At 64.5% G+C, this 23,129-nt stretch carries 22 protein-coding genes; 11 read left to right on the top strand and 11 right to left on the bottom strand.

Annotated features, from left to right (window positions below):
• Positions 1 to 23 precede the first annotated feature (23 nt).
• The 5 genes from ACU5AZ_RS15580 to ACU5AZ_RS15560 form a co-directional block, all read right to left on the bottom strand.
• Complete coding sequence (locus ACU5AZ_RS15580; RefSeq protein WP_446823255.1) at positions 24 to 497, bottom strand: MarR family winged helix-turn-helix transcriptional regulator; 474 nt, start codon at positions 495 to 497, stop codon at positions 24 to 26.
• Positions 498 to 660: 163 nt separating this feature from the next.
• Complete coding sequence (locus tag ACU5AZ_RS15575; RefSeq protein WP_446823254.1) at positions 661 to 1,590, bottom strand: XdhC family protein; 930 nt, start codon at positions 1,588 to 1,590, stop codon at positions 661 to 663.
• 127 nt (positions 1,591 to 1,717) lie between these two features.
• A complete protein-coding gene (locus tag ACU5AZ_RS15570) occupies positions 1,718 to 3,982 on the bottom strand; it encodes a xanthine dehydrogenase family protein molybdopterin-binding subunit (protein WP_446823253.1) in 2,265 nt (754 codons plus the stop codon).
• Positions 3,972 to 5,030 (bottom strand): FAD binding domain-containing protein, encoded by a 1,059-nt coding sequence (locus ACU5AZ_RS15565; RefSeq protein ID WP_446823252.1) that lies wholly within the window; start codon positions 5,028 to 5,030, stop codon positions 3,972 to 3,974. The genes ACU5AZ_RS15570 and ACU5AZ_RS15565 overlap by 11 nt, the downstream gene beginning before the upstream one ends.
• Complete coding sequence (locus ACU5AZ_RS15560; RefSeq protein WP_446823251.1) at positions 5,027 to 5,524, bottom strand: (2Fe-2S)-binding protein; 498 nt, start codon at positions 5,522 to 5,524, stop codon at positions 5,027 to 5,029. Before ACU5AZ_RS15560 ends, ACU5AZ_RS15565 begins: the two co-directional genes overlap by 4 nt.
• Positions 5,525 to 5,722: 198 nt before the next feature.
• On the opposite strand from ACU5AZ_RS15560, the gene ACU5AZ_RS15555 reads away from it, so the two are divergent.
• From ACU5AZ_RS15555 to ACU5AZ_RS15510, 10 genes are all read left to right on the top strand, one after another.
• Positions 5,723 to 6,301, top strand: a complete 579-nt coding sequence (locus ACU5AZ_RS15555) for a TetR/AcrR family transcriptional regulator (RefSeq protein ID WP_446823250.1) — start codon at positions 5,723 to 5,725, stop codon at positions 6,299 to 6,301.
• 226 nt (positions 6,302 to 6,527) lie between these two features.
• Positions 6,528 to 8,849 carry a bifunctional salicylyl-CoA 5-hydroxylase/oxidoreductase gene (locus ACU5AZ_RS15550; protein ID WP_446823249.1) on the top strand — a complete coding sequence of 774 codons (2,322 nt, stop codon included), beginning with the start codon at positions 6,528 to 6,530 and terminating at the stop codon, positions 8,847 to 8,849.
• Between the two features lie 10 nt (positions 8,850 to 8,859).
• Positions 8,860 to 9,648: an SDR family NAD(P)-dependent oxidoreductase gene (locus ACU5AZ_RS15545; RefSeq protein ID WP_446823248.1), complete on the top strand. Its 789-nt coding sequence runs from the start codon at positions 8,860 to 8,862 to the stop codon at positions 9,646 to 9,648.
• A 37-nt stretch (positions 9,649 to 9,685) separates the two neighbouring features.
• The gene (locus ACU5AZ_RS15540) at positions 9,686 to 10,132 is read left to right on the top strand and encodes a cupin domain-containing protein (RefSeq protein WP_446823247.1); all 447 of its coding nucleotides are present in this window, start codon (positions 9,686 to 9,688) and stop codon (positions 10,130 to 10,132) included.
• Positions 10,133 to 10,194: 62 nt separating this feature from the next.
• Entirely contained in the window at positions 10,195 to 11,037 is an 843-nt protein-coding gene (locus ACU5AZ_RS15535; RefSeq protein ID WP_446823246.1) for an enoyl-CoA hydratase family protein, read from the top strand.
• 4 nt (positions 11,038 to 11,041) lie between these two features.
• The gene (locus tag ACU5AZ_RS15530) at positions 11,042 to 12,238 is read left to right on the top strand and encodes an acyl-CoA dehydrogenase family protein (protein ID WP_446823245.1); all 1,197 of its coding nucleotides are present in this window, start codon (positions 11,042 to 11,044) and stop codon (positions 12,236 to 12,238) included.
• A gap of 8 nt (positions 12,239 to 12,246) precedes the next feature.
• The gene (locus tag ACU5AZ_RS15525) at positions 12,247 to 12,660 is read left to right on the top strand and encodes an acyl-CoA thioesterase (RefSeq protein WP_446823244.1); all 414 of its coding nucleotides are present in this window, start codon (positions 12,247 to 12,249) and stop codon (positions 12,658 to 12,660) included.
• The gene (locus tag ACU5AZ_RS15520; protein WP_446823243.1) at positions 12,653 to 13,048 is read left to right on the top strand and encodes a RidA family protein; all 396 of its coding nucleotides are present in this window, start codon (positions 12,653 to 12,655) and stop codon (positions 13,046 to 13,048) included. Before ACU5AZ_RS15525 ends, ACU5AZ_RS15520 begins: the two co-directional genes overlap by 8 nt.
• An 11-nt stretch (positions 13,049 to 13,059) precedes the next feature.
• Positions 13,060 to 15,054, top strand: a complete 1,995-nt coding sequence (locus tag ACU5AZ_RS15515; protein WP_446823242.1) for a 3-hydroxyacyl-CoA dehydrogenase NAD-binding domain-containing protein — start codon at positions 13,060 to 13,062, stop codon at positions 15,052 to 15,054.
• Between the two features lie 153 nt (positions 15,055 to 15,207).
• Positions 15,208 to 15,708, top strand: coding sequence for a MarR family winged helix-turn-helix transcriptional regulator (locus tag ACU5AZ_RS15510; RefSeq protein WP_446823241.1), 501 nt, complete (start codon positions 15,208 to 15,210; stop codon positions 15,706 to 15,708).
• Positions 15,709 to 15,710: 2 nt separating this feature from the next.
• Here ACU5AZ_RS15510 and ACU5AZ_RS15505 read toward each other — a convergent pair whose 3' ends face one another.
• The 6 genes from ACU5AZ_RS15505 to ACU5AZ_RS15480 form a co-directional block, all read right to left on the bottom strand.
• Complete coding sequence (locus ACU5AZ_RS15505; protein WP_446826020.1) at positions 15,711 to 16,397, bottom strand: ABC transporter ATP-binding protein; 687 nt, start codon at positions 16,395 to 16,397, stop codon at positions 15,711 to 15,713.
• A complete protein-coding gene (locus ACU5AZ_RS15500) occupies positions 16,394 to 17,143 on the bottom strand; it encodes an ABC transporter ATP-binding protein (protein ID WP_446823240.1) in 750 nt (249 codons plus the stop codon). Before ACU5AZ_RS15500 ends, ACU5AZ_RS15505 begins: the two co-directional genes overlap by 4 nt.
• Entirely contained in the window at positions 17,136 to 18,110 is a 975-nt protein-coding gene (locus ACU5AZ_RS15495; protein WP_446823239.1) for a branched-chain amino acid ABC transporter permease, read from the bottom strand. The genes ACU5AZ_RS15500 and ACU5AZ_RS15495 overlap by 8 nt, the downstream gene beginning before the upstream one ends.
• A gap of 15 nt (positions 18,111 to 18,125) precedes the next feature.
• Positions 18,126 to 19,040, bottom strand: a complete 915-nt coding sequence (locus tag ACU5AZ_RS15490; protein WP_446823238.1) for a branched-chain amino acid ABC transporter permease — start codon at positions 19,038 to 19,040, stop codon at positions 18,126 to 18,128.
• A 9-nt stretch (positions 19,041 to 19,049) separates the two neighbouring features.
• A complete protein-coding gene (locus tag ACU5AZ_RS15485) occupies positions 19,050 to 20,186 on the bottom strand; it encodes an ABC transporter substrate-binding protein (RefSeq protein WP_446823237.1) in 1,137 nt (378 codons plus the stop codon).
• A 116-nt stretch (positions 20,187 to 20,302) separates the two neighbouring features.
• Positions 20,303 to 21,928 carry an AMP-binding protein gene (locus ACU5AZ_RS15480; RefSeq protein WP_446823236.1) on the bottom strand — a complete coding sequence of 542 codons (1,626 nt, stop codon included), beginning with the start codon at positions 21,926 to 21,928 and terminating at the stop codon, positions 20,303 to 20,305.
• A gap of 258 nt (positions 21,929 to 22,186) precedes the next feature.
• Here ACU5AZ_RS15480 and ACU5AZ_RS15475 point away from each other — a divergent pair, with 258 nt between their 5' ends.
• Positions 22,187 to 23,011 (top strand): alpha/beta hydrolase, encoded by an 825-nt coding sequence (locus ACU5AZ_RS15475; protein WP_446823235.1) that lies wholly within the window; start codon positions 22,187 to 22,189, stop codon positions 23,009 to 23,011.
• Positions 23,012 to 23,129: the final 118 nt, after the last annotated feature.

The raw sequence follows: 23,129 nt of genomic DNA, 5'->3' as shown, positions 1-23,129 counted from the left end.
GATGCGCAGGATGCCGGCGTCGGTCATGGCCCCGCCTCCAGCGCATGGATGAGGTGATCCAGCCGCCGGATCATGCCGTCGACGTCATCGGCATTAAGCCCGCCAAGAATCTCGTCGATCCATGCTTCATGGGTTCGCGCCAGGGTTTCGAACTCCTGCCGCCCCCTCTCCGTCAGCTGGATGATCTGCGTCCGGCGGTCCTGCGGCGGCGTGGTGCGCAGCACCAGCCCTTCTTCCACGAGCTTGTCGACGATGCCGGTGATGTTGCCGTTCGAGACGCGCAGAAGACGGGAGATGTCCTTCATCTTCAGGCCGTCGGGCGCACGAGAAAGCGCGGACATGACATCGAAGCGCGGCAGCGTCGTGGCGAACTGCGCGCGAAGCCGTCGGCGTATTTCGTCCTCGACGCGGCCGGTCGACTTGATGAGCTTCAGCCACAGGCGAAGCCGGTCCTTCGAAAGCTGCGCCTTCGCGCCCAGACTTTCCAGATCCGCCAACAGTTCCGTCTCCCGCGTCAAGCCGCGCCAGAAACAGGCGCGGCTCCCAGTCGATAGCATGACCGGATCACGGGATGCAATATAATTCAAGCTTGAAATGTTTATGCTGAGACTTTATCGGCGTATGGCAGCGGCACAAACGCAGCCTCCCGCGCCCAAAAGATCAGGCATAGGCCTGCAGACGACAGGCAGCGACATCCGCCACCACGGAAAGTGCGAGGGAAGAGGCATCGCGCGCGGGTCCGAACATGCCGATCGGCGCCTTGATGCGCGCCAGCGCATCGTCTGTCCAACCCAGCGCACCAAGCCGATCGAGCCGTTTTCTGTGTGTGCGCGTGCTGCCGAGCGCTCCCAGATAGAGAGGCCGCGACCGAAGTGCCGCGTCAAGCACGTCCAGCTCGTTTTCGATGTCATGATGCATCAGGACGACGGCGGTGAACGGGTCGATCAGGTCCGCCAGTTTTCCGGCAGCATCTCCTGGCTTCAGGTTGAAGACGTCGAACCCGGCAGCCTCCGCCACGCGGCTGACCATGTCGGCTTCGTTGCTCTGTCCCGAGACAATCAGCCGGGTTGCGGGGCGATAGACCGTCGCAAAGGCATCCTCGTCCCAGCCGGCACGCCCGACAGGAGTGGTCGCGACGAGCGTCTGCGCTTCGGGCGAATAGAGAAGCGCGGCCGGCTGCCGCCGCTCGAGACGGGCCAGAACATGTCTGATCGGCTTGGCATCGCGCAACACGTGGATGGCGACCGTGATACCGCCGCCGCAGGGAAGGACGATATCGAAGAAGGGCGAACCTTCGCCGAACATCACCATCCGGTCGCGCCCCTCCTCCAGGGCGAGAAGCGCCTCGGAAGCGACCGCGGCCTCGACGCATCCACCCGAAACATATCCGCAGAAGCGCCCGTCGGCGGCAACGACGACATGCGACCCGAGGGCCCGCGCCGCGCCGCCGCGAATGGCGACGAGCGTCGCGATCGCAGCACCGCGGTCGTCACATGCATCGGCGGCAAAGCCGAGGATTTCGGCAGGATCGTCGGACACAGTGGACCGCGCCGGCAACGGCCGACTTTTGCGAATTGGTTTATCCAGCATTGCCTGCTCCAAATGAATTGGCACGGGCCGGAGATGCCCGGCATCTGTCCTGTCAGGCGGCAACCGTGCGTGTTGCCGCTGAACGATGCCGGCGGAAGCACTTTCATGCTCCGCCGGCATCGGTGTCTTACGCGGCCGACCGGCTTTCGATCAGATCCTCGATCCGGATCGGGAAGCGGCGAACGCGAACGCCCGTCGCATGCCAGACCGCATTGGCGATCGCGCCAACCGTGCCGGTGATGCCGATTTCGCCGACGCCCTTCACCCCGAGCGGATTGACGAGCGTGTCTTCCTCAGGGATGAGGATCGCGTCGAGCGAGGGAACGTCCGCATTGACCGGCACGTGGTATTCGGCGAGATCGGCATTCATGATCCGGCCGCTCCGGTGGTCGAACACGGCTTCCTCGTGCAGGGCGAAGGATGCGCCCCAGATCATGCCGCCGAAATACTGGCTGCGCACAAGCCGGGGATTGATGATCCGGCCGGCGGCAAATGCGCCGACCAGCCGTGTCGCCCGCACCTGACCGAGATCGGGATCGACCTTCACTTCCGCAAAGACGGCTCCGTGCGAGAACATGGCATGCGACGCCGTCACATCTGCATCACGCCCGGACTTGCCGGTGCCGACGACGACACGGCCGCCGGCGCGGGCAATGATCTCGGCATAGCTTTCGCTGCGGCTTTCGTCGTCACGACGATAGAGCCGCCCGCCACGCGCAATCACTCCGATATTGCCGGCGCCGAAGAGCGGTGACGCGGAATCGGCGGTGGCAATCTCCGTCAGTCGGGCAATGGCATCCTCGCCGGCATTGTGAAGCGCCAGGCCGGCGCTTGCCGTATGGCCGGAGCCGCCGGCAATACCGCCACTCGGCAATGTCGAGATGCCCGAGTGGAACTCGACCTGGTCCATGTCGAGCCCGAGCGCTTCGGCGGCAATCTGCGCCAGCGCCGTCCAGGCGCCCTGCCCCATGTCGATGCCGGACGTCTCGACGAGAGCCGTACCGTCGGCGCGCAACGTGGCGCGTGCATCCGCCGGGAAATGCGGACAGTGGAATACCGCCGTTCCCATGCCCCAGCCGACGAGAAAGCCGTTCTCGTCGCGCATCTGCCGCGGCTGAAGCGGTCGCTTCGACCAGCCGAAACGCTTGGCGCCTTCGGCATAACAGGCACGCAGGGCCTTGGAGGAAAACGGCCTGCCGGTTCCCGGCTCCGTCTCGGCGTAGTTGGCCAGGCGGAAGTCGAGCGGGTCCATGCCGCAGGCTTCCGCCGCCTCGTCCATGGCCACTTCCAGGGCAGCCGACCCGGATGCTTCACCCGGCGCGCGCATCGGCCCCGGCGTGCCGATATCAAGCCGGATGCCGCTATGCTCCGCCAGAAGTGCGGGGCTGGCATAGAGCGGCAGTGACGCATTCGACGACGATTCGAGAAAGTCGTCAAAACTCGACGTGGCCGCCATCGTGTGATGATGCAGCGCTGTCAGCTTGCCGGCGCCGTCGAGACCGATGCGCAGGGTCTGCCAGGTCTGCCCGCGGTGTCCGACGGGACCGTACATCTGCGCCCGGGTGAGCACGAGCTTGACCGGGCGGCCCAGCATGCGGGCGGCAAGAATGCCAAGGATCTGCGGCCCGTTGAGGATCGCCTTCGACCCGAAGCCACCGCCGATGAAGGGCGACCGGATCGTCACGTTCTCGGCCGGTATGCCGAAATACGCCCCGTAGGATTCACAGCTCAGCGCCAGAGCCTGATTGGGCATGTCGAGCATGACCTTGTCGCCATCCCACTCGGCAACGACCGCATGCGGCTCCATCGCGTTGTGATACTGCGACGGGACCACATATTCGGCCTCGACGATCCGCTCCGCCGCCGCCATGCCCGCCTCGATATCGCCATGGGCAGTGCGGCTCGGCGAGCCGATACCGATCGCCTCCGGCGCAAAGCGCACGCCATTGTTGATGTCGGTGCGAGCCGCCTCCGCCTCGTATTGCGGATCGAGAAGCGCCGCCCCCTCGGTTGCCGCCTCCAGCGTCTCGGCAATGACCAGCGCGATCGGCTGGCCGGCATAGCGGACGGTATCGTCCTGCAGCACTTCGGTCCGGAAACCGAAGGGCGGCATCTTTTCGTCCGGGTCGTGCGAAAGCGGCGGACGGTTCTGCGGCGTGATCACCTCGACGACGCCGGAGTGGGCCTTGGCCGCATCGACATTCAGTGAGGTCACGCGGCCGCGCGCGATCGTGCTGGTGGCGGTCACCGCATAAAGCATGCCGGCAGGGTGGTTGTCGGCGGCGTATGTCGCCCGACCGGTCACCTTGAGCACGCCGTCGCGGCGGGTGAGCGGCTGCCCGATATTCGAGCCAAACCGCGGGTTCTTCGCTTTGGATGTATCAGGCGACATGGTGTGCTCCCGTATGTGAGGAGAGGACGGAACCGGGCAGCGCGGGCATTTCGGCCGGCGTTCCCTCCGATGCAAGGGTGAGGGCGCGCAGCAGGATGCGGCGCGCCAGTTCGATCTTGAAGGCATTGTCGCCGGAAGGCTTTGCCTCGGCTAGCGCCAGTTCTGCAGCCCTGGCGAAGGCTTCGGGCGTCGGAGCGACGCCGGCAAGGACCGCTTCCGCCTCGCGTGCCCGCCACGGTTTTGCCGCAACGGCGCCAAGCGCAATGCGTGCCTCGGTGATGACGCCGTTCTCGACGGTCAGCATCGCTGCGGCGGAGACCACCGCAAAGGCGTAGGACGTGCGCTCGCGCAGTTTCAGATACCGGGCATGGCCCGAGAAGGATGACGCTTCCGCCGGCAGCGTGACCGCAACGATCAGCTCTCCCGGCTCGAGCGCCGTCTGCTTCTCCGGCGTATTGCCCGGCAGGAGGTGCAGCACCTCTAGCGGGATGGTCCGTTGTCCCTTCGGCCCTTCGATCTCCACGACCGCGTCAAGAGCGGCAAGCGGCACGCAGAAATCCGACGGATGGGTGGCGATACACTGATCGCTCCAGCCGATGACGGCATGCAGCCGGTTCTCGCCCTCGATGGCGTCGCAACCCGATCCCGGCTCCCGCCGGTTACAGGCGCTGGACTTATCCTGGAAATAGGCGCAACGCGTCTTCTGCATCAGGTTTCCGCCGACGGTCGCGGCATTGCGCAACTGTGCCGATGCGCCGGAAAGCAGCGCTTCGGCAACCGCCGGGAAGCGCTTGGCGAACCTGTCGTCATAGGCAAGATCGGAATTGCGGACGAGCGCGCCGATGCGCACGCTGCCGTCATCACGCCACTCGATCCGGTCGAGACCGGGCAAGCGGGTAATGTCGACAAGCCGCTGAGGCTCTGCCGCACCGACCTTCATCAGGTCCAGCATGTTCGTTCCGGCCGCAAGGATGGCTGTGCCGGGTTCGCCGGCCATGCGGATCGCTTCGGCGACGCTTGCGGGCTTCAGATAATCGAAGGGCTTCATGCCGCGTCCCTCCCCTTCTCGTCGACAAGGATCTTCTGGGCTTCGATGACGGCTTCGGTGATGCCTTGATAGGCACCGCACCGACAGAGGTTTCCGCTCATCAGTTCACGGACGCGCTCGGGGTCATCGCCCGCCCTGCCCTCGTTGATGAGACCGACGGCGCTCATGATCTGGCCGGGCGTGCAGTAGCCGCACTGGAAACCGTCGCAGGCGATGAAGGCCGCCTGCACCGGATGCAGGTCGTCGCCATCGGCAAGACCTTCGATCGTGGTGACTTCCGCGCCGTCGAGGCTTGCTGCGAGCGTCAGACAGGAATTGATGCGCCGACCATCGATGAGAACGGTGCAGGCACCGCACTGGCCGCGATCACAGCCCTTCTTCGTACCAACAAGATCCAGGCGCTCGCGCAAAAGATCGAGCAGCGTGACACGCGGGTCGTCGATCGCAATGTTGCGCGACTGACCATTGATAGTCAGACTGATGGAGAGTGACATGAAGTACTCCATTTCATAGATTGAATTTTATGGATCGGGGCCGCCCGCAGGCGACAAAAGTGGCGATTTCACACATAGGGGGCGATCGGCCGACCGCCGGCACCAGGAGAGTGTTTCCTCTCCACTGCTCCGGGTGTACAATGCAATATACGGAGGATGCCTCCGTTTAGCAAGTCAAAATCCAGCCTGTGCGAGAAGATGGAACCGAAAGCCGAAAAAGCAAGACGAAAGCCGCGTTCAGACTCCCTGCGCAATCGTGAACTCCTGCTCGCCGCAGCAACGCAGATCTTCAGCGCCGGCGGCAAACAGGCGAGCCTGGAGGCGGTGGCACGCCAAGCCGGTGTCGGCATCGGCACGCTCTATCGGCATTTTCCGACGCGCGAAGACCTGTTCGCCGCCGTTTACCGTCATGAAGTGGACCAACTCGCAGACCTCGCCGCCGAGCTCGCAAATGACGAGAAGCCGGTGGAAGCCCTGCGCAAATGGATGCGCGCCAACATTCAACTCGTCGCGACAAAGAAGGGCATGATCGAGGCGCTGCAGCTTGCCGCCTACGGATCTTCGGAACTGAAGGCCTACACAAGCAACCGGATGGCTGATGCGATCGGCGTGCTGCTGGCACGGGCAGTGGCCGCGGGCGACGTGCGCGATGACATTCCACCGGAAGACATCCTGCGTGCACTCGCCGGCATACTCTACTCGCTCGGCCCGACCGACTGGCAACCCAATGCGCTCCGCCTCGTTGACGTCTTCGTCGACGGCTTGCGCAATCGCTGACGGCAAGCCTCCGCCTCTAAGCCGCATCCGGCGGGATGATGCGCCATCTTGCTACGCACCGCGCCACATGCGCAGGGCGTACGATCTCACACGCTCGGAAATTTTAAGCTCAAAATAATTCTGCTCACAGCCCTTTTGGAATTGACAGCCATGGGCAGAGGCAATTACTTTAATCTTAAAATAATTCCTGAAAACAGGAAAACGTCTTCGACGAAAGGGAACGGACATGCGCATCGTCTGCATTGGTGGAGGACCGGCCGGTCTCTATTTCGGTCTGCTGATGAAGAAGTTCCATCCGGAACATCATGTCCGCGTCGTCGAGCGCAACCGCCCCTATGACACCTTCGGCTGGGGCGTCGTCTTCTCGGATGCGACCATGCAGTCCATGCGCGTCTGGGATCCGGAAACCGCTGCGGAAATCGAGGACGCGTTCAACCATTGGGACGATATCGAGGTGCTGTTCAAGGGCACCCGCCAGCGCACCACCGGCCACGGCTTCGTCGGAATCGGCCGCAGGAAGCTCCTCAATATCCTGCAGGCCCGTTGCGAGGCGCTCGGCGTCGAGCTCGTTTTCGAGACAGAGGTCGACAGCGACCTCGATTTCCCGGATGCCGACCTGATCATCGCCGCCGACGGACTGAATTCGAAGATCCGCCGCAAATACGAAGCCGAATTCGAACCCGACCTCGTCGTGCGCCCGAACCGCTATATCTGGCTCGGTACCGACAAACTCTACGACGCCTTCACCTTCGATTTCCGCAAGACCGAGCACGGCTGGTTCCAGGCGCATATCTACAAGTTCGACGACAAGACCTCGACCTTCATCGTCGAGACGACGGAGGAGGCCTATCAGGCTCACGGCCTCGACGCGCTCGACCAGCAAGGCTCGATCGACTTCTGCGCCGACCTGTTTTCCGAGGTGCTGGACGGCGGCAAGCTGATGACCAATGCCCGCCATGTGCGCGGCTCGGCCTGGCTGAATTTCAGCCGGCTGATCTGCGGCAAATGGAGCCTTTTCAACGGCAAGTCGCATGTGGTGCTGATGGGCGACGCCGCCCACACCGCCCATTTCGCCATCGGCTCGGGCACCAAGCTCGCGATCGACGACGCGATCGAGCTCACCAACCAGTTCCAGAAGCTCGGCCACGAGACGGACAAGATCCCGGCCGTGCTGGCAGCCTATGAAGACATCCGCCGCGTCGATGTCGCCCGCATCCAGAATGCCGCCCGAAACGCCATGGAATGGTTCGAGGTCGTCGGCCGCCGCTATGCCGACACGCTGGAGCCCGAGCAGTTCATGTATTCGATGTTGACACGCTCACAGCGCATCAGCCACGAGAACCTGCGCCTGCGCGACAAGGACTGGCTGGAGGGATACGAGCGCTGGTTTGCCCGCAAGCAGGGCCTCAACGTCGAGGACGGCAAACGCTGCCTGCCGCCGATGTTCACGCCCTATACGGTGCGCGACGTGACGCTTGCCAACCGCATTGTCGTCTCGCCCATGGCGATGTATTCCGCCGATGACGGCCTGATCAACGATTTCCACATGGTCCATCTCGGCAGCCGCGCGCTCGGCGGCGCCGGCCTCGTCTTCGCGGAGATGACCTGTGTGTCTCCCGACGCCCGGATCACCCCCGGCTGCCTGGGCCTGTGGAACGACGAGCAGGCGGAGGCCTGGAAACGGGTGATCCGCTTCATCCACGCCAACAGTGCCGCGAAGGTCGGCATCCAGCTCGGTCATGCGGGTCGAAAGGGTGCCACGAAACGCGCCTGGGACGGCATCGACCAACCGCTGGAGGATGGCGGCTGGCCGCTGATCTCGGCCTCCGCCCTGCCCTACCTGAAGAACAGCCAGGTGCCGAAGGCAATGGACCGGACCGACATGGATCGCGTCAAGGCCGACTTCGTCGCCGCCACCAAGCGCGCGGCGGAGGCCGGCGCCGACTGGCTGGAATTCCATGCAGCCCACGGCTACCTGATTTCCAGCTTTCTGTCGCCGCTGACCAACCGCCGCGACGACGACTACGGCGGCAGCCACGAGAACCGCGCGCGCTATCCGCTGGAAGTCTTCCGGGCGATCCGCGAGGCCTGGCCAAAGGAGAAGCCGATCTCCGTGCGCCTCTCCTGCAACGACTGGTTCGAGGGCGGCAACACGCCGGAGGATGCGGCAATCTTCGCCGAGATGTTCAAGGATGCCGGCGCCGACCTGATCGACTGCTCGTCCGGCCAGGTGTGGAAGGAGGAGCAGCCCGTCTATGGCCGCCTTTTCCAGACGCCGTTCTCCGACAAGATCCGCAACGAAATCCGCATTCCGACGATCGCCGTCGGCGCGATCTCGGAAGCCGACCACGCCAACTCGATCATCGCCGCCGGCCGCGCCGACCTCTGCGCCGTCGCCCGTCCGCATCTCGCCGATCCTGCGTGGACACTGCACGAGGCCGCCAGCATCGGCATTTCTTCGGTTGCCTGGCCGAAGCAGTACCAGTCCGGCAAATATCAGTACGAGGCGAACCTCGCCCGCGCCAACCCCGCACCGGCTGCAAAGTAGGGAGCCGCCGATGACGAACGGAGTTCTAAAGGGGCGCCATGCCCTGATCACCGGAGCCGGCAGTGGCATCGGCGCCACCATCGCGCTGCGGCTTCTCGCCGACGGCGCATCGGTAACCCTCGCCGGCCGCCGACGCGCACCGCTGGAAGCAGTGGCCGACGAGGCGGACAGCGACAGGGTCTTTATTGTCGATGGTTTCGACGTGACGGACCCGGCCGCGATTGCCGCCGGCCTCGACGCCGCACGCTCCGCATTCGGTCCCGTTTCCATTCTCGTCAACTGCGCCGGCGAAGCGCCGAGCGCACCCTTCGAGAAGACCGATGCGGCGATGTGGGCGCATGTGCTCAATGTTGACCTGACCGGCGTCTTCAATGTCACGCAGGCAGCCCTTGCTGACCTGAAGGCGCATGGCGAGGGCGCGCGCATCATCAACATCGCCTCGACGGCGGGCCTGACCGGCTATGCCTATGTCTCGGCCTACTGCGCCGCAAAGCACGGCGTCATCGGCCTGACGAGGGCGCTGGCGCTGGAGCTTGCGAAGAAGGGTGTCACCGTGAACGCGGTCTGCCCCGGCTTCACCGACACGCCGATCATCACGCAGTCGATCGCCGCCATCGTCGAAAAGACCGGCCGCAGCGAAGAGGACGCACTCAAGGAATTCGTCAAATCCAATCCGCAGGGACGGCTGGTGCAGCCGCAGGAGGTTGCCGATGCCGTTGCATGGCTCGCCTCTCCCGGCGCATCGTCAGTAACCGGCCAGGCGATCGCGGTGGCCGGCGGAGAAGTCATGGCGGGCTAGCCGCCTGAACTGCAGCAACGACAAGCGGGAGTGTGGAATGGAACTGGAAAAAGGCATTACGTCAAACGGGACCGGCTTCAAGGGTGTGAAGTGGAACATCCTCGGGCAGGTGTATTTCCCGAAAGCGCTGTGTGACGACACATTTGCATTCGAGACCAACAGCGAGCCCGGACAGTTTGTGCCCGTGCACGTCCATCCGACCCAGGACGAGTTCATCCTCGTGCAGGAAGGCGAGCTGGATCTGAAGCTTGACGGGGAATGGACGAAGGCCCGGGCCGGCGATCTGGTCCGCATGCCGCGCGGCGTTCCCCACGGCTACTTCAACAAGTCGGACAAGCCATGCCGTGCGCTGTTCTGGGTGTCGCCTGCGCGCAAGCTGGAAGACCTGTTCCGCAGGCTCGACCAGATGACGGACGTCGACGAGATCGTCCGCGTCTCGGGCGAACATGAGGTCGATTTCCTGCCTCCATCGGCGAACGAATAACAACACGAAAAAGCGCCGGCCGCTGTCATGCTGCGGCCGGTACCCAAGAGGAGGAGCTCAACATGACCAACGCTATGCAAGGCATGACGCGGCCATTCCGCGACTACAAGGCCGAGCACTTTCTCTGGGATGTGAGCGATGACGGTCGCGTGGCGACGCTGACGCTGAACCGGCCGGACAAAAAGAACCCGCTGACCTTCGAGAGCTATGCCGAACTGCGCGACCTCTTCCGCGACCTCGCTTACGCCTCGGATGTCCGCACCATCGTCCTGACCGGCGCCGGCGGCAATTTCTCTTCCGGTGGCGACGTGTTCGAGATCATCGAACCGCTGACCAGGATGGTGATGCCGGAGCTACTGGCTTTCACCCGCATGACCGGCGACCTCGTCAAGGCGATGCGCAGGTGCCCGCAGCAGATCATCGCCGCCGTTGACGGCATCTGCGCCGGCGCCGGCGCGATCCTGGCAATGGCCTCCGACCTGCGGCTGGCGACGCCCGAAGCGAAAACCGCCTTCCTGTTCACCCGCGTCGGGCTCGCCGGCGCCGACATGGGCGCCTGCGGCATGCTTCCCCGCATCATCGGCCAGGGCCGCGCCGCCGAGCTTCTCTACACCGGCCGCTTCATGACCGCCGACGAGGGCGAGCGCTGGGGCTTCTACAACGGCTTGCATCCGCAGGCGGAGCTTGCCGGCAAGGCGGCCACGCTGGCGCAGTCGATCGCCGACGGCCCGTGGTTTGCGCATGGCATGACCAAGACAATGCTGAACCAGGAATGGGCGATGGGAATCGAGGAACTGATCGAAGCGGAAGCGCAGGCGCAGGCTATCTGCATGGCGACGCAGGACTTCCGCCGCGCCTTCGAGGCCTTCGCCGCCAAGCGCAAACCCACCTTCGAAGGCAACTGAGGCGATGACGCAGCAACCGCCCGCCCCTGCGCTCGACCGCGACCATCTTGCCTGGCCGTTCTTCGACGCCTCGCATGCCGACTGGGCCGCAAAGCTCGACGCCTTCGCGGCGGGTGACGCGATGGCGCATGTCGACCATCAGAATGTCGACGACGCCTGCCGCGCCCTCGTCCGGGCGCTCGGCCAGGCGGGCCTGCTGACCGCCGCCGTCGGACTTTCCGGTGGAGACGCGATCGACAGCCGCAAGATCTGCATCGCCCGCGAGACGCTTGCCTTTCATGACGGTCTCGCCGATTTCGCCTTCGCCATGCAGGGGCTCGGCAGCGGCGCCATCAGCCTCAGCGGTTCCGATGCGCTGAAGAACAGCGTCCTGCCGAAAGTCGCCTCGGGCGAATGGATTGCCGCCTTCGCCCTGTCCGAAAAGGATGCCGGCTCCGACGTCGCCGCCATGTCCTGCGCGGCGCGGGCCGACGGCGACGACTATGTGCTCGACGGCGAAAAGACCTGGATTTCCAACGGCGGCATTGCGGATGTCTATACCGTCTTTGCCCGCACCGGCGAGGCGCCGGGAACGCGCGGCATCTCCGCCTTCGTGGTCTTCGCCGACGATCCGGGTTTCTCGATTGCCGAGCGCATCGACGTGATCGCCCCGCACCCGCTGGCGACGATCCGCTTCGACAATTGCCACATTCCGGCCTCGCGCCGGCTCGGCGCACCCGGCGAAGGCTTCAAGATCGCCATGCGCACGCTCGACATCTTCCGCGCCTCGGTTGCCGCCGCCGCACTCGGCTTTGCACGCCGGGCGCTTTCCGAAGCGCTCAGCTACAGCCGCGAGCGGCCGATGCTCGGGGGCACGCTTTCCGACCTGCAACTGACGCAGGCGGCCCTCGGCGACATGGCGACCGCCGTCGATGCGGCGGCGCTGCTGACCTACCGCGCGGCATGGCGTCGTGACGTTCAGAAACTGCCGACGACGATGGAGGCGGCCATGGCCAAGATGACGGCGACGGAGAACGCCCAGGCCGTGATCGACCGCGCCGTGCAGATGTTTGGCGGCCGTGGCGTCAAGAGCGGCGAGATGGTCGAACGACTCTACAGGGAAATCCGGGCGCTGCGCATCTACGAGGGGGCGACGGAAGTCCAGAAGCTCATCGTCGCGCGCGAACTGATCAAGGCGCATGCCGGCGGCAAGACGGCGTGAGGAGAGCCATGTTCCAGACAACGCGCTACCTCAAGTTCGGCGATTGCGATCCGTCCGGGATCGCCTACTTCCCGTCCTATCTCGATCACCTCGTCGGTGTGCTGGAAGAATTCTTCGCCGCCGCCGGCTTCCCTTGGCCGACGCTCATTCAGGAACGGCGGATCGGCGTGCCGACCGTAAAACTCGACCTCACTTTCTCGAAACCCGGCTTTCATGGCGACCGGCTCGACTTCGCGCTGCGGCTGAAGCGGATCGGCACGTCCTCGATGGACCTCGAACACGAGGTCTCGTGCGATGGCGCAATTCTATGGCGCGCTGACCACCGCATTGTCGCCACCTCGCACGACACCCACCGCGCCTGCCCGTGGCCCGACGACATGCGCCGCGCTTTCATGCCCTATCTGGAGACCCAAGATGCATAAGATCCTCCAACCCGAAGGATGGGCGAAGCCCGTCGGCTATTCGAACGGCATGGAGGCGCGCGGACGTCAGGTCTATGTCGGCGGCCAGATCGGCTGGAACGGTCAGTGCCAATTCGAAACCGACGACTTCGTCGGCCAGGTCAGGCAGACGCTGCAGAACGTCGTCGACGTGGTGGCTGCGGCCGGCGGAGAGCCGCACCACATCACCACCATGACCTGGTATTTCGTCGACAAGACCGAGTATCTCGCCGATCCGAAGGGGCTTGGTGAAGCCTATCGCGCCGTCATGGGCCGGCATTTCCCGGCCATGGCCGCCGTGCAGGTGGTCGCCCTGGTGGAGGATCGCGCGAAGATCGAAATCCAGGCAACCGCCGTCATTCCGGATTGACGGGAAAAGCGATGACCGGAGAAAGCCTCCAGACAGACGCGTTTTCGTTCTCCTCAACGGTCCGGGCACGGATCGACGGAACGACGCTCGTCGTCGCCATCGACAATCCGCCGGTCAACGCCGCCGGGGCGGAGGTCCGCGCCGGGCTGGCAGCCGCGATCAGCCATGCGGAAAACAACGACGGCGTGACGGCGGTCGTCATCACGGGAGCCGGCAAGACCTTCGTCGGCGGCGCGGATATCCGGGAATTCGGCAAGCCGCCGGTAGAGCCGTCTCTTCCTGCGGTCGTGGCGGCCATCGAGGCGAGCGGCAAGCCGGTCGTCGCTGCCATCAACGGCGCCGCGCTGGGCGGTGGGCTGGAACTGGCGCTCGCCTGCCATGCGCGCATCGCATCCGCCTCCGCGTCCATGGGGCTTCCTGAGGTCAATCTCGGCCTCGTTCCCGGTGCCGGCGGCACGCAGCGCCTGCCCCGCCTCATCGGCATGACGGCTGCCCTGGACATGATTGCCGGCGGCAAGCCGGTCAAGGCCGCCAAAGCGCTCGAAACAGGACTGATTGACAAGGTTGCCAGCGCCGACCTGATCGGCGAAGCGATAGCGCTCGCAAGTGAACTGGCAGGCAAGCCGCCACGCCGCACCGGTGGGCTTTCCGTCCCCAAGGTCGACGAAGGGGCATTCGAAGCGCTGACGGAACGGTTCCTCAAGAAGGCGCGCGGGCAGACCGCTCCCGGCGAAGCGATCCGGCTCGTCCGGCTTGCCGCCGGGACCGACCTTGAAAAGGGTCTGATCGCCGAGCGCGAAACCTTCATCCGCCTGAGGGATGGAGCGGAATCGGCTGCGCTACGACACATCTTCTTTGCCGAGCGGGCCGCCGGCAAGCCAGCCGACCTTGCCGGTGTCGAGCCCTATCCCTTGTCGGTGATCGGCATCGCCGGCACCGGGCTGATGGGCTGCGGCATCGCTGTCGCGACGCTTGCCGCCGGGTACAGGGTGGTGGCGCTCGACCAGACCGAGGAGGCTGCACAGGCAGGTCTACAGCGCATCCGCGGCATGATCGAACAGTCGGTTATATCGGGGCGCCTGACCCGCGAAGCGGCCGACGATCAGCTGTCGCGCCTGACGGCATCGGCCGATCCGAAAGACCTCGCCGAAGCAGACCTCGTCATCGAGGCGGTTTTCGATGACTTCGAGGTGAAGGCGGAACTCTTCCGCACCCTCGACGGCATTGTCCGTCCGGACACCGTTCTCGCCACCAATACCAGCTATCTCGATCCGGACGGGATCGCGGCAGCAACCGCGCATCCGGAGCGCGTCGCCGGCCTGCACTTCTTCTCGCCGGCCAACATCATGCGGCTGGTGGAGGTGGTGCGCTGCGCCAGGGCGACGCCGCGCACGATGGCGACGCTGCTCGCCTTCGCGCGCAAGCTGAAGAAGATCCCCGTTGTCACCGGGGTCTGCGAGGGTTTCATCGGCAACCGCATCTTCTCCGCCTACCGGACGGCCACCGAGCGGCTGCTGGAGGAAGGCGCACTGCCGCAGGATATCGACCGGGCGGCGGAAGATTTCGGTTTTGCCATGGGTCCCTTTGCCGTCTTCGACATGGCGGGCCTCGAAATTGCCTGGACGCGACGCAAGCGGCAGGCGGCAAGCCGCGATCCGTCCCTGCCCTATTGCGAACTGCCGGACAGGGTTTGCGAGGCCGGGCGCTTCGGCCGCAAGACCGGCCGCGGCTGGTACCGCTACGAGGACGGTAAGCGCATGATCGACCCGGACATCGACCGCATGATCTCGGACTACCGTGCAGAAAAGGGCTTTTCCGTGCGAAAGATCCCGGACGCCGAGATCGTCGAGCGGCTGCTGGGCGCCATGGTCCGCGAAGGTCTGGCGCTGATCGACGAAGGCATCGCCGCCGGGCCGGACGACATCGACGTGGTGATGGTGCACGGCTATGGCTTTCCGGCACGGCACGGCGGCCCGATGTTTGCCGCCGGCATCCGCAGGCGGTGACCGCAAGCATCGATCAACACGATCTTTCCACCGCGTTTTCATACCGGAAGGCTATGACAATTCCCGGAGCTGCTTTAGAGTTCAAATAGTTTGCCCGACGGCGCATCGCGTTCCGGACAACCGCTCATTCATACGCACGGGAACGGTTCAACCTTGAGCAAAGCAGTCGATCTGGAAGTCGTCGTCGAGGACACGCATGAAGGCAAGGACGAGCTCCGGCTGTGGCTGAAGCTGCTCGCCACGACGAAGCTGATTTCACAGGAGATCCGCCGCCGGCTGCGCAGCGAGTTCGGCGCCACCCTGCCGCAGTTCGACCTTCTGGCCCAGCTCTACCGTGAACCATCGGGCCTGCGACTCGGCGAGCTTTCCAAGCGGACGATGGTCACCAACGGCAACATTACCGGGCTCGTCGAGCGGCTGGAAGCGGATGGGCTGGTGATCCGCGAGACGCCGGGCGGCGACCGGCGCGTGACGGTCGCCCGGCTGACGGAGACGGGCCGCGCGTCCTTCGCAGAAATGGCCGAGGCGCATGAAGGCTGGATCCGCGACATGATGGCGGATGTCGAACCGGCCACGATCAACAGCATGCTCTCGCATGCGGACCTGCTGCGCCAATCCGCCCGCACCCACCTCTCCGGCCCCGAAGAGGAATAGGGTCAGATACCCAGATAACGATCCTTGATCGTGCCGTCGATGTCGCCCGGCCGGCCCGTCCAGACGGAGCGGCCGTTTTCGAGGATCACGCAGCGGTCGGCGACCGGCAGCAGTTCGGACAGCGTCTTGTCGACCAGCAGGATCGACAGCCCGTCGGACTTCAAGGCCTTGATCGCCCGCCAGATGTCGTCGCGGATGACCGGCGCCAGACCTTCCGTCGCCTCGTCGAGAATGAGCAAGGTCGGGTTCGTCATCAGGGCGCGGCCGATGGCGAGCATCTGCTGTTCGCCGCCCGACAGCGTCTTCGACAGCTGGTTGCGACGCTCGGCAAGCCGGGGAAAGAGCTCGTTGACCCGCTCCAGCGTCCACCGTCCCGGCCTTGCGGCGGCCACCAGGTTTTCATGCACCGTCAGCGTACTGAAGCAGCGCCGGCCTTCCGGCACCAGGCCGATGCCGCGCCGCGCAACGCGGAAGGCCGGCTGGCGGCTCGTCGATTTTCCGGCGAATGAAATCTCGCCGCGACGGGGCGGCGTCAGATTGCAGATCGAGCGGATGGTGGTGCTCTTGCCCATGCCGTTGCGGCCCATCAGCGCCATCACCTCGCCTTCGGCGATCGCGAGGCTGACGCCGAACAGCGCCTGGCTCGCACCGTAGAAGGTTTCGATGTCCTTGACGTCCAGCAGCATCAGGCGTGTTCTCCAAGATAGGCGGCGCGCACGGTCGGGTCGCGGCGGATCTCATCGACGCTGCCGGTGGCGACGATCTTGCCGTAGACCAGCACGGAAATGCGGTCGGCGAGCGCGAAGACGGCGTCCATGTCGTGTTCGACCAGCAGGATCGGCGTTTCCGCCCGCAGCTTGTCGAGAAAGCCGGTCAGTGTCTTGGACCCTTCCGGTCCCATGCCCGCCATCGGTTCATCAAGCAGGAAGGCCTTTGAGCCGAGCGCCAGCGCGATGCCGATTTCCAGCTGACGGCGTTCGCCATGCGAGAGTTCCGAGGCCGGCAGCCTGGCCCGTTCCGCAAGGCCGACCCGTTCGAGAATGGCCATGGCCGGGTCGGTCAGCGACGCATCACTCATCACCGGGCGGAAGAAGCGGAAGCTCGAACCCTGCCGCGCCTGGACCGCCAGCATGACGTTGCGCAGCGCCGAGAATTCCGGCGCGATCGACGAGATCTGGAAGGTACGGCCGAGCCCCTTGCGCGCGCGGGCCGCCGGACCGAGGCGGGTGATGTCCTCGCCTTCGAGCCGGATCGTGCCGCGGTCGGGCTGCAGCGTGCCGCAGATCTGGTGGATCAGCGTGGACTTTCCCGCGCCGTTCGGGCCGATCAGGGCATGGATCTCGCCGCGGCGGAGATCGAGGCTGACGTCGCCGGTCGCCTGCAGCGCGCCGAAGGTCTTGAAGAGGTTGCGGATCTCGAGAACGGGCTCAGCCATGACGCGCCTTTCCGGCCAGGAGGCCGATCGCGCCGCCTCTGGCAAAGAGAACGGTGGCGAGCAGGATCAGTCCGAGGAAGAACTGCCAGCGCTCCGTGATCTCTCCGAGATAGTACTCGATCAGCACGTAGAGCGCCGCGCCGGCAACCGGGCCGAACAGCCGGCCGGTGCCACCCAGGATGATCAGCACGATGAGTTCGCCCGACATGTGCCAGGCGAGCATGGACGGGCTGACGAAGCGGTTGAGATCGGCAAACAGCGCGCCGGCGATGGCCGTCAGCATGGCGGAGATGACAAAGGCGACGAGCTTGACCGGAAACGGGGCGATGCCGACGGCGGATGCCCGGACTTCATTCTGGCGGGAGACTTCGAGCGCGCTGCCGAAGCGGGAGCGGCGCAGGACGAAGAAGACCAGAAGTCCCAGCATCAGAAGGACATAGGTGATCAGGAAGAAGCTCATCGGCTTCATGGTGTTGAGGCCCGGAAAGCCGTTGCGCACCAGGATCGACAGACCGTCCTCGCCGCCATAGGCGGGCCAGGAAACCGCAAAATAGTAGACCATCTGCGCGAATGCGAGCGTGATCATGATGAAGTAGACGCCGCTGGTGCGCAGGCTGATCGCGCCGACCGCAAGGCCCATCACGCCGGCCAGCACGGCCGCGACGATCCAGATCACCGGCATCAGCGTGGTGCCGGGTATGCCAAGCAGAATCGGCTCGCCCGAGAAGGAGTGGCTCGCCAATATGCCGGCGGCATACCCGCCGATGCCGAAGAACATGGCGTGGCCGAAGGAGACCATGCCGCCAAGCCCGAGCGCAAGATTGAGGCCGACGGCGGCGAGCCCGAGGATCGCGATCCGCGTCGCGAGCGTGATGTAGAATATCTGTCCCGTCGCCTGCGCGGCGAAGGCGGCGATGAGAAGCCCGAGCGCAATGGCGGCGTTGACGATTGTTTCGCGTGTGATCATGTCGCCCGTTCCCGCCTATGCCGCAAACAGGCCGCGCGGCCTGAAGGCAAGAATGAAGGCCATCATGATATAGATCAGCATCGATGACAGCGCCCCGCCGACCGATCCTGCCGCCGACGGCGAAACGACGAGCAGCAGCAGTTGCGGCAGCAGGAAGCGCCCCAGCGTATCGACGACACCAACGAGCAGCGCACCGATGAAGGCGCCCTTGATCGAACCGATACCGCCGATGACGATGACGACGAAGGCGAGGATCAGCACCGGCTCGCCCATGCCGACCTGCACCGACTGCAATGCGCCGACCATCGCCCCGGCCAGACCGGCGAGTGCGGCGCCGAGGGCGAAGACGACAGTGTATAGCGTCTGGATATCGATCCCGAGCGCGCCGATCATCTCGCGGTCGTTTTCGCCCGCGCGGATCTGGATGCCGAGCCGCGTGCGGCCGATCAGCATGGCGAGGCCAAGTGCGACCAGCCCGCCGACGAGTATGACCGCCAGGCGATAGACGGGGTAATGCACGTCCCCCGGCAGCGCGACGGCACCTTGCAGGATCGGCGGAATGTTGAGGTAGAGCGGAAACGAGCCGAAGATCCAGCGCGTGCCTTCCGAGAAGATCAGGATCAGGGCGAAGGTCGCCAGCACCTGATCGAGGTGGTCGCGCGCATAAAGCCTGCGCACGACCAGGATTTCGACGAGCGCGCCCGCTGCTGCCGCGGCAACCAGGCTGGCGGCAAGGCCGAGCCAGAAGGAGCCGGTAGCGGCAGCCACCGCGGCACAGGCGAAGGCGCCGACCATATAGAGGGAGCCATGGGCCAGGTTGATAAGGCCCATGACGCCGAAGATGAGGGTCAGTCCCGCGGCCATCAGAAACAGCATGACGCCGAACTGAAGGCCGTTGAGCAATTGCTCGATCGCCAATGCCACAGTCACGATCCGTCCTTACATCTTGCAGTCTTGCGCGTAGGCGTCGCCGTGATCGGTAAAGGCGGTGCCGACGATCTTATTGGTGATCACGTCGCCTTCCTTGACCACTTCACGGACATAGATGTCCTGGATCGGATGCTGGTTGGTATTGAACTTGAACTTGCCGCGCGGAGAGGCGAAGTCGGCCTTCAGCAGTTCGGCGCGGAAAGCCTCGGTGTCCTTCACATCGGCCTTGGCGGCGGCCGAAAGAATGATCTGCGCGGCATCATAGCCCTGCATGGCATAGATCGACGGCAGGCGGTTGTATTCGGTCTTGAAGGCTTCGACGAAGGTCTTGTTGGCGTCGTTGTCGAGGTCTTGCGACCACTGGCCGGAATTCTTCGTGCCGATCGCCGCATCGCCGATCGCGCCGAGCACGTCCTGGCTGAAGGAGAAGCCCGGGCCCATTACCGGAATGTCGACGCCCGACTGGGCATACTGCTTCATGAAGGCGATGCCCATGCCGCCCGGCAGGAACATGAAGACGCCGTCGGCACCTGAAGCGCGGATCTGGGCGATCTCGGCGGCATAGTCCGTCTGGCCGAGCTGGGTGTAGATCTCGCTTGCCAGTTCGCCCTTGTAGTAGCGCTTGAAGCCAGTCAGCGAGTCCTTGCCGGCCGGATAGTTCGGCGCCAGGATGAACATCTTCTTGTAGTCCTGGTTGGCATACTGCCCCATGGCTTCGTGAAGATTGTCGTTCTGGTAGGCGACGTTGAAGTAGAGCGGGTTGCAGCCCTTGCCGGCCAACGGAGCCGGCGCCGCATTGGTCGAGATGTAGAACTTGCCCTGGGCAACCACGCCCGGTTCGACGGCCATGAGCAGGTTCGACCAGACGATGCCCGTCAGGATGTCGACGTTTTCCTGCTGGATCAGCTTGTCGGCGAGCTGGACTGCGATTTCCGGCTTCTGCGCATCGTCTTCGACGACGACGGACACGTCCGGATTGTTCGCCCGCTTGATGGCCAGCATGAAGCCGTCACGGGTGTCGACGCCGAGACCGGCGCCGCCGCCGGAAAGCGTGGTGATCATGCCGATCTTGACCGGTTCGGCGGCGGCAGAGCCGGCGACGCCGAGGCTCAAGGCCAGGGCTGCGGCGGAGATGATTGTCTTCATTGTTCCCTCTTTCTGGTTATCTCGAACGCCGGGTACATGGAACCATTCGCCCTCCCCCCGACTTGGCGAAGGCAATGTCCAACGGCGAAACGACATTCGTCAAGCCATTGAACGGTTTAGTTGACAGTCTCGGCCTTCAGCCGGAAGCGCTGGATCTTGCCGGACTCGGTCTTGGGCAGCTCCTTGATGAAGACGATCGAGCGCGGATACTTGTAGGGCGCGATCTGTGCTTTCACATGATCCTGCAGCAGTTTGACCAGCGCATCGCCCGGAACGGCATGGGCTTCGAGCACCACATGCGCCTCGACGATGTGGCCGCGAGCGTCATCCGCCTTGCCGATGACCGCGCATTCACGGACATATTCGTGGGAAAGAAGCGCTGCCTCCACCTCCGGGCCGGCAATATTGTATCCGGCCGATACGATCATGTCGTCGGAGCGCGCGGCGAAGTGGAAATAGCCGTCCTCGTCCTCGATGAAGCTGTCGCCCGTCAGGTTCCAGCCGTCGCGGACGTAATCGGCCTGCCGCTCGTCGGCGAGATAGCGGCAACCGACGGGACCGCGCACCGCGAGCTTGCCGACGGTGCCGCGCGGCACCTCGTTCATCTCGTCGTCAACGACGATCGCCCGGTAGCCCGCAAGCGGCTTGCCAGTCGAGGCCGGTTTGTGGTCGTCCAGGCGGTTGGAGATGAAGATGTGCAGCATTTCCGTCGAGCCGATGCCATCGAGGATCGGCTTGCCGGTCTTCCTCACCCATTCCTCGTAGACGGGCGCCGGCAAGGTCTCGCCGGCGGACACGGCAACCCTCAGCGAGGACAGGTCGGCGCCCTGATCCATGGCGCCGAGCATGGCGCGATAGGCGGTTGCGGCGGTAAAGCAGATCGTCGCCTTGTACTTCTTGATGATCTCGATGAGGTTCGGCGGCGTGGCATTCTCAAGAAGTGCTGCGCTGGCGCCGAAACGCAGCGGAAAGATCGCCAGCCCACCAAGTCCAAAAGTAAAGGCGAGCGGCGGCGAACCGACGAAGACGTCTTCCGGCTGCACGTCAAGCACTTCCTTGGCATAGGCATCGGCGATGATCAGCAGGTCGCGGTGGAAATGCATGGTCGCCTTGGGAATGCCGGTCGAACCGGAGGTAAAGCCGAGCAAAGCGACGTCGTCGCGGCCTGTCCTGACCGCCTCGAACTGCACCGGCTTGTCGAGCGCCGCACGGTCGAGCTCGGCATCATGATTGGCGGTGCCGTCGAAGCTGATGACCTGCTTCAGGAAGGCGCTTTCCTTGGCACAGGCGACCATCTCGTCCATAAGCCGGCTGTCGCAAAGCGCCAGCGAGATTTCGGCCTTGTCGACGATCTTGGCGAGTTCCTTCGCCCTCAGCATCGGCATGGTGTTGACGACGACGGCGCCCGCCTTCGTCGCCGCCAGCCAGCAGGCGACCATGGCCGGATTGTTAGCCGAGCGGATCAGCACCCGATTTCCGGGCTTCAGGCCGAAATCCTCGACCAGCGCATTGGCGAGCCGGTTGGTCCAGTCGGTGAGTTCCTTGTAGGTGCGGCGGCGGCCATTGCCGATCAGCGCGACACGGTCGCCGAAGCCGCGATCAACCATCCGGTCGCTCAGTTCGACGCCGGCATTCAGCCACTCCGGATAGTCGAAGCCCGACAGGTCGATCTCGGGCCAGTCTGCAGGCAAAGGAAGATTATCCCGCGCGAACGTGTCCGCGTGAGCCGAAGGTCCAAGCATGATGTCTTTCCCAGTTTTAGTCAGCGCGAACCGCCGGGCCTGTTCCCTGCCCTTTGACGATCCATGGCGGCGCAATTCACCCTAAATCGAAGCATTGCACTGTCTGCGCCTCGTCGCAAGAAAGAAATTTCAAGTTTATAATATTTTTTGCGACAGCCTTGTTTCCATTGACTTCAGCCCCTTTCGCCCGGACATTCCGGGTCATGTGAAACCCTCTCCGAACGGGCGACGGCCCGACAAGAAACGCTGCGAGGAACGATGCTGCACCGAATTACCGACTGGTCCGATGCCTACGCCAATGGCGCGAACATTCCCGGAGGCGAACGCTGGCCCGGACTGTGGGTCGAGCCGGCAAAGGCCATGCGCGACTCAATGATGGCCGCCGGTCGCGCCAAACTCGACCTCCCCTATGGCGACGGCGAGCGCAACCGCTTCGACCTGTTCCTGCCGGAAACGGCACCGAAGGGTCTCGTCGTCTTCGTGCATGGCGGCTTCTGGGTTCGCCTCGACAAGAGCTACTGGTCGCACCTCGCCGCGGGACCGCTGGCGCATGGCTATGCAGTGGCGATGCCCTCCTACACACTCTGCCCGGAAAACCGGGTCAGCGGCATCACCGCGGAAATCGGCAAGGCGATCGATACGGCAGCCGCCGCGGTCGACGGACCGATCCGCCTGATCGGACACTCCGCCGGCGGTCACCTCGTCTCCCGCATGGTCTCGTCGACTTCGCCGCTCTCCGCGCCCGTCGCGTCCCGCATCGCCCATGTCGTGTCGCTGTCCGGCCTGCACGATCTGCGCTCGCTGCTGCCGACCAGCCTCAACGACGCGATCCGCCTCGATGCCGAGGAAGTGGTCCGCGAAAGCCCGGCGCTGCTGCACCCGGCCGCCAATGCCCGCATCACCTGCTGGGCAGGCGCCGGCGAGCGCTCGGAATTCCTGCGGCAGAACGCGCTTCTCGCCAATATCTGGAAAGGTCTAGGGGCGACGACTGATTGCGTCGAAGAGCCCGACCGCCATCACTTCAACATCCTCGACGGCCTCCTCGATCCTGAGCATCCGCTGACGCTCGCACTGCTTGGCTGACAGTCGGACTAGAAGTGAGGGCGTGAGATCGTCGCGTGCGATCTTGTGAACGACCGCACCACTCGGGAACTCTGGCGCAGACAATAAAAAACCCGCCGCAAAAGTATTTTGCAGCGGG

The sequence above is a fragment of the Rhizobium sp. PAMB 3182 genome (assembly GCF_052908355.1).
Note: the sequence above shows the minus strand (reverse complement) of the source record. Positions and strands in the feature narration are given on the sequence as shown.